The organism is Paenibacillus terrisolis (assembly GCF_056171975.1).
Genome location: NZ_JBKFGG010000012.1, coordinates 269512 through 276084, shown reverse-complemented (window position 1 = coordinate 276084; position 6573 = coordinate 269512). Strand labels below are relative to the sequence as shown.

The 6573-nt window shown below is 50.7% G+C and carries 6 protein-coding genes; all 6 read right to left on the bottom strand.

The features are described from left to right. Positions 1-693 precede the first annotated feature (693 nt). Positions 694-2022: a type I glutamate--ammonia ligase gene (glnA, locus tag ACI48K_RS13445; RefSeq protein WP_475028098.1), complete on the bottom strand. Its 1329-nt coding sequence runs from the start codon at positions 2020-2022 to the stop codon at positions 694-696. A 19-nt stretch (positions 2023-2041) separates the two neighbouring features. After that, positions 2042-2455: a MerR family transcriptional regulator gene (locus ACI48K_RS13440; protein WP_475028097.1), complete on the bottom strand. Its 414-nt coding sequence runs from the start codon at positions 2453-2455 to the stop codon at positions 2042-2044. Positions 2456-2537: 82 nt separating this feature from the next. After that, positions 2538-3791: a methionine gamma-lyase family protein gene (locus tag ACI48K_RS13435; protein ID WP_475028096.1), complete on the bottom strand. Its 1254-nt coding sequence runs from the start codon at positions 3789-3791 to the stop codon at positions 2538-2540. A 314-nt stretch (positions 3792-4105) separates the two neighbouring features. Next, positions 4106-5089, bottom strand: a complete 984-nt coding sequence (locus ACI48K_RS13430; protein WP_475028095.1) for an AAA family ATPase — start codon at positions 5087-5089, stop codon at positions 4106-4108. A 173-nt stretch (positions 5090-5262) separates the two neighbouring features. Beyond that, positions 5263-5931, bottom strand: coding sequence for a YdcF family protein (locus ACI48K_RS13425; RefSeq protein ID WP_475028094.1), 669 nt, complete (start codon positions 5929-5931; stop codon positions 5263-5265). Between the two features lie 25 nt (positions 5932-5956). Further along, a complete protein-coding gene (locus ACI48K_RS13420) occupies positions 5957-6496 on the bottom strand; it encodes a ribonuclease FAU-1 family protein (protein WP_475028093.1) in 540 nt (179 codons plus the stop codon). Positions 6497-6573: the final 77 nt, after the last annotated feature.

Sequence of the window (6573 nt, the reverse complement as noted above, 5' to 3'; positions counted from 1 at the left end):
CAGACGTCCAGCGTCACTCCCGGGCCTTTTAGCTTCCGAATCAGTCGACCTACGGCATCCGCCGTGTGGGCAATGGCTCCATAGTATCGCGCCGGCTCCCGGCCCTCGTCTGCGATCGTCACTGCAATTTTTTCTTTGGATACATCCAATCCTACATATTTTATGGTATTCTTCATAGTAACAGCTCCTTTCGCATGTAGCTCTGAAATGGTGGTCTATCACTTCCATTTTTAACCTACGGTGTGCGAACAGGGGCTGCCTTTCGTTCATCTTAACTAATTTCGGCAAATGAGGAAGTTTACGTCCTAAATCGATGATTTAGCTGGAGGATTTCCAGTTCGTGTTCGTCCAGATTCAATAAGGGGCTAAATAACAGGAGAATTTCCAGTTAGTGTGGTTCCGTTCGTTGAAAAGTAGCATGAAGAGTCTATTGGAGTTGACAAGGTACTCGCCTCCCCGCGGTGTTTCGCTGCATGACGGCGGTCGGTCGACCACGCCCCTTTTCTTCCTTTCATTATACGCATTTGCTTGAATACTCCCATATAGAACGTCTGCATCAGTTTTTTTGCAATAAGCCTCGATTGCTCCCCGCATAGCGGGCGGTTTCCTGTTTCCCGCGCTTCGCGTGATCAACTGGCTGAAGCCATTAAATAAATAAACCCTTGAAGCCTCACGGCCTCAAGGGTCTGTCTATTAATACAACGACATGTACTGATCGCGTTCCCATTGATGCACTTGGGTGCGGAAGATGTCCCATTCGATTTCCTTCAGTTCGAAGAAATGAGTCAAGGCATGTTCGCCGAGCGCATCAATGATGATATCGCTGCGCAGCAGTTCGCCAAGCGCTTCTTTCAGATCGGAAGGCAAGCTAGGAATTCCCTCTTCAACGCGCTCTTCTTCGGACATCACGTAAATGTTGCGGTCAACCGGCTCAACGAGCGGCAGCTCTTTCTTAATGCCGTCGAGGCCGGCTTTCAGCATGACGGCCAGCGCCAGATACGGATTCGCCGCAGGATCTGGATTGCGCACTTCGATACGAGTGCTCAGGCCGCGGGAAGCCGGGATACGAATCATCGGGCTGCGGTTGCTGGAGGACCAGGCTACATAGCAAGGCGCTTCATAACCGGGAACCAAACGTTTGTAAGAGTTGACCGTAGGGTTCGTAATGGCGGCAAACGCGCGGGCATGCTTCAGGATCCCGGCCATATAATAGCGGGCTTCTTGACTGAGGCCCAGCAAGTCGTTTTCATCATAAAACGCGTTCGTTTCGCCTTTAAACAGCGATTGATGGCAGTGCATGCCGGAGCCGTTTACGCCGAACAGCGGTTTCGGCATGAACGTCGCATGCAGGCCGTGTTGACGGGCAACCGTTTTTACAACCAGTTTAAAGGTTTGAATTTGATCGGCGGCTTTGATCGCATTGGCGTATTTAAAATCGATCTCATGCTGTCCCGGCGCCACTTCGTGGTGGGATGCTTCGATTTCAAAGCCCATTTCTTCCAGCGTCAATACGATTTCGCGGCGGCAATTCTCGCCAAGATCCGTCGGTGCCAGGTCAAAATATCCGCCCTGGTCGTTAAGCTCGGTGGTTGGGTTGCCTTTGTCATCGGTTTTGAACAGGAAAAATTCCGGTTCCGGGCCCACATTCATCGAAGTGTAGCCCAGCTCTTCGGCTTCTTTCAGAACACGTTTCAGAATACCGCGAGGGTCTCCGGCAAACGGAGTTCCGTCCGGCATATATACGTCGCAGATCAAACGGGCAACGCGGTCCTCGGCTACCCAAGGGAAGATGACCCAAGTATCCAAGTCCGGGAACAAATACATATCGGATTCCTCAATGCGTACATATCCTTCAATGGAAGAGCCATCGAACATCATTTTGTTGTCGAGCGCTTTTTCCAGTTGGCTTACCGGAATCTCCACATTTTTGATCGTACCGAGCAGATCGGTAAACTGCAAACGGATAAAGCGAACGTTTTCTTCTTTTGCGATGCGTAGAATATCTTCTTTGGTATTAGGCACAATGGATCCTCCCAATCAATTATTTTATTTTGAAAAAGCGGGATAATTCACCCTGTATTAGAGACACTTGGCCCGGTTTGGATCCGGAAACGAGCTGCTGCTTCAAAATCCGATAGAGCTGGGAATCCGACATTTCCTTCCGTTTCTCTTCCGTATCCTTCGTAATCACCGTAGCATCCTGAGACTCTCTGGACATCGGATTCATGACCTGCTTGATGCCCGCAATGTTGACACCTTTATCGATCAGACCTTTGATTTCGAGCAAACGTTCTACGTCGTTAAACGAAAACAGGCGCTGATTGCCCGATGTACGGGCAGGCACGATCAATTGATGTTGTTCGTAGTAACGAATCTGCCGGGCAGTCAAATCAGTAAGCTTCATCACAATGCCAATCGGGAATAAGGCCATATTTCTGCGAATTTCATCGCTCATCGCTATCAACCTTCCAGTTAGAGTATCATGACCTTATTTTATGTCAACTATCCTAACACGTCAATAGATATGTCAGAAAAACTCACAATAAGTTACGATCTTTCATCGTTTGCAGCGCTGTCAAAAGACCGAATTTAACATGGGAATAAGTCAATCCTCCCTGCATGTAAGCGATGTATGGCTCGCGAATCGGCGCATCCGCCGACAACTCCAGGCTGCCTCCTTGAATGAAGGTTCCCGCCGCCATAATGACGGGATGCTCATATCCCGGCATATCCCATGGCTCCGGCACGACATGGCCGTCCACCGCTGCTGCGCGCTGAATTCCCTGCACGAAGGCGATCAACTGCTCGGGCCCGCTGAAGCGAATCGCCTGGATCAGGTCGGTCCGTTTCGCCTGCCAGCTTGGCCGGCTTTGAAATCCAGCACGCTCGAACAAGGCCGCTGCCAGAATGCTGCCTCTGACAGCTTGTCCAACAATGGTTGGCGCGAGAAACAGACCTTGATAGATGCCGCGCGTCGTTCCCAGCATCGCTCCTACCTCGCCGCCGATTCCCGGCGCGGTCAAGCGATAGGCGGCAAGTTCAACGAGTTCCTTTCGGCCGCATATGTACCCGCCCGTTTCCGCAAGGCCGCCGCCCGGATTTTTGATCAGGGAACCCGCCATCAAGTCGGCGCCTACTTCCGTCGGTTCTTGCTTCTCGGTAAATTCTCCGTAGCAGTTGTCGATAAACACGATGGCATCCGGCTTCAGCGCTTTCACTTTCCGCACCATTTCGCCGATTTGCTCTACAGTAAAAGAATCTCGCCAGTCATATCCGCGTGACCGCTGAATGCCGATCACTTTGGTTCGGGCATTGATTTTGGCAGCAACCACCTCCCAGTCGACCGATCCGTCTTCGAGCAGCGCGGCTTCATCGTAACCGATGCCAAAATCCCGCAGGGATCCGCTGCCGTCTCCGGAATTACCTATCACCTTATGTAGTGTATCATATGGACGGCCCGTAATATAGAGGAGCTCGTCCCCGGGGCGAAGCACGCCAAACAGCGCCGTCGCAATCGTATGCGTCCCTGAAGCGAAATGCGGACGAACCAGCGCGGCTTCAGCCCCGAACACATCGGCATAAACAAGATCAAGCACTTCGCGCCCCCGATCGTTATATGCGTATCCCGTCGATCCGGCAAAATGAAAGTCGCTGACCTGATGGCGCTGAAACGCCTCGATGACCTTCCATTGATTACGATCGACAATCCGATCAATTTCCTTAAACTTACCCTCAACCTGACATTCGGCCTCCTCCAGCCAAGTCATGATTTCTTCCGAAAAGTTCGCCATAGTTTCCATACCTCTCCCTTTTACTGTTACGTTTGCGACAGGTTGCTGTTCCGTTCATTCTTCTTCACCGTAAAAGGGGAATACTGAATGTTCAACTGAGCTGTGCCGATGATAATTGACTTGGCTCAAAGCAACGGATCCCCGGGCGGCGAAGCCTTAACTTCGTCAACCGGGGTCCGAGATGACTTAGTCACGCGCAAACTATACAAGTTGAACCAATGAGAAAGCAACTTGCAGAACATTTCACACGGCTGCCGTTATGCGTATTTAATCTTGGTTCAACTTAAATAAAATCATTTTTACAGACATAAACCTTAGGATTTAACATCCAGCTTCAAATCCTCGGTCCGGATCGTCATCAGTTCGAGCTTTCCCGGCGAGCCGCCGCCACCGTACTGGCTAAGCAATCTCACCGCTTGATGGCGAATGGAGCGTTCAATGACATTGCGAACGTACCTGGCGTTGCTGAACACCTGCTCGCTTTCGCATTTCTCCCGCAGCAAATCCTGCTTAAATTTTAGGATCGCCTGCGGCATCAGAATATAATCGCGTTCCTTCACCATGCCTTCGGCGATTTGAATCAATTGATCGATAGTATAATCCGGAAAGTCCATCTTGATCGGAAATCTGGAAGGCAAACCAGGATTGGTCGACAAAAAATAGTCCATTTCATCCGAATACCCCGCCAGGATGAGGATGAACTGATTTTTTTGATCTTCCATCGCTTTGACCAGCGTGTCGATCGCTTCCTTGCCGAAGTCCTTCTCCCCGCCCCTGGCCAAGCTGTACGCTTCGTCAATGAACAAAATGCCGCCCAGAGCCTTTTTTACCAAATCCCTGGTTTTCTGCGCCGTATGCCCGATGTATTCTCCCACCAGATCCGCGCGTTCCACCTCGATCAAATGGCCTTTGCTCAGCACGCCCATTTTTTGAAACAGTTTGGCGACGATTCGCGCGACTGTCGTTTTCCCCGTACCCGGATTGCCCTTGAATACCATATGGTACACCTGGGCTCCCGAAAGCAGCCCCGCTTCGGAACGCATGGAGGCGATCTGAAGCAGCGCGTATATTTCATACACTAAATCTTTGATATGGCCGAGTCCGACCAGATGATCCAATTCCTTTTGAATTTCCGCAAACAGTCCCTGCTGCGGCAAATTTTTGGCGGAAGACAACGCCTCGGCGTCGGGAGTGCTTTGGGAAACAACCGGAGCCTCGGGACTGCGCAAAATGACGTTGATCTGCCGGGATGGTCTCTCTTCGGGAGAGCCGCTTTTGGCCATGACACGCCCTGACATCGGGTGATCACCTCTCTACGGGAGCTGAATTAACTTGAGAACCGTTCAACAAAGCTACCATTGCAAAATGCACAAACTTGGTAGAAGCATCAGCTGCGATGCCGTAACTGCCGCAAGGGTTGAACGCACACTTTAAAATGTATTCTCTCTCCCAGCCCGTTATTAGAAGTTTTCTATTCCCAGCCTAAAGCCAAAGCGATTTCGTCCATTTTCCATTTCGTATAAGCCAGAATTTCTCTCCCCGTATTCGGCACCGGCTTCAACACATGAGTTTCCGTAAGTGAAAGCTTCGGATTCTCGTAATGCAAATTCCTGGCGATTTCCAGAGCGCGATTGCCGTGAAACGTATGGGTAATAATCAGGGAAGTGGTCAGGTCTTGTTCCTCCATCATGTCCCGGCTGAATTTTAAGTTTTCATAGGTGCTGGTAGCTTTGTTCTCGAGCAGCATTTTGTCCCGCGAAATGCCGTGCGCCTCAAGATAATTGGCCATCCCTTCCACTTCCGTAAATTTGGAGTTTCGCGTGTCCAATCCTCCGGTCAGCAAAAACAAGCGGAACTTTCCGGCCTCGTAATCTTTCAGAGCCAGCTGCAGGCGTTCCTCCAGCCCCGGGCTGGGCGCTTCCCCCCACATGGCCGCCCCCAGCACAATTCCGACATCCGCCGGTTCGGCCAGATCTCCGGTTGCCGCCGGATTTCGGTCAATGCTTCCGATCCGGGCGAGCACGTACAGCGACCATAAAATCCCAAGGACGATCAAAATAAGCACCCCAACGAGTACCCGCGGCAGCTTTTTTCTTCGTTTCGGCCCGGCAAGACTAAACGTTTTTTGGGAACGAATCATTTCTCCATCCTCCAGGGCGGCAAGGTTAGGGCTTCATGAACCCGTCACGGAAATGCTCCATGGACATCGCGAAATAAGGGAAATCATGTTCATTAATGGCATGAAGCACTTCCCGCGCCGTTTCCGTAGCCATATCGTAATCCTTGGCCGTAATAATTCCTTTACCGAGAGCTTCGTCGAGTTCGTCTTCATCCAGCAAAAAGACCTCTCCGTTCTTTAAAACGACGATGTCGAGATACAAATCGTCAAACCAGGGGACTCCCTGATCGGTGACGCCTTGCGTTTTGCATACATCGATGTACCATTCCACAATATCTCCCTGTTCGTTGAACATCGCCGTCACGACGAAATGCGCCCCTTTGGGGTAATATTGCAGCCAAGTGTACCCTTTGTCGGCAATCCGGAACGTATGCCCGCCATACGTCTTCCAGAGCGGATCACGCAGAGCTTGAATGTTGTAAAACGTAACGTAACCCGTAAAAGTATCGCTTTCCACAAATTTGGACTTGAACTGACGCTGGGTCACGCGGCGCCAATTCGCCCGATCTCCGAATTTTCGCTTCATGGTATATAAACCCTTTCAACACAATGTAATATCAGCTTACCATATTTGAAAGAGAGTCACAAAAGTCAAATTCGGGA

Coding starts and splice junctions, on each gene's coding strand:
- ACI48K_RS13440 (WP_475028097.1), bottom strand. CDS start 2,455: ATGAGCGATGAAATTCGCAGAAATATGGCCTTATTCCCGATTGGCATT.
- ACI48K_RS13420 (WP_475028093.1), bottom strand. CDS start 6,496: ATGAAGCGAAAATTCGGAGATCGGGCGAATTGGCGCCGCGTGACCCAG.
- ACI48K_RS13435 (WP_475028096.1), bottom strand. CDS start 3,791: ATGGCGAACTTTTCGGAAGAAATCATGACTTGGCTGGAGGAGGCCGAA.
- ACI48K_RS13430 (WP_475028095.1), bottom strand. CDS start 5,089: ATGTCAGGGCGTGTCATGGCCAAAAGCGGCTCTCCCGAAGAGAGACCA.
- ACI48K_RS13425 (WP_475028094.1), bottom strand. CDS start 5,931: ATGATTCGTTCCCAAAAAACGTTTAGTCTTGCCGGGCCGAAACGAAGA.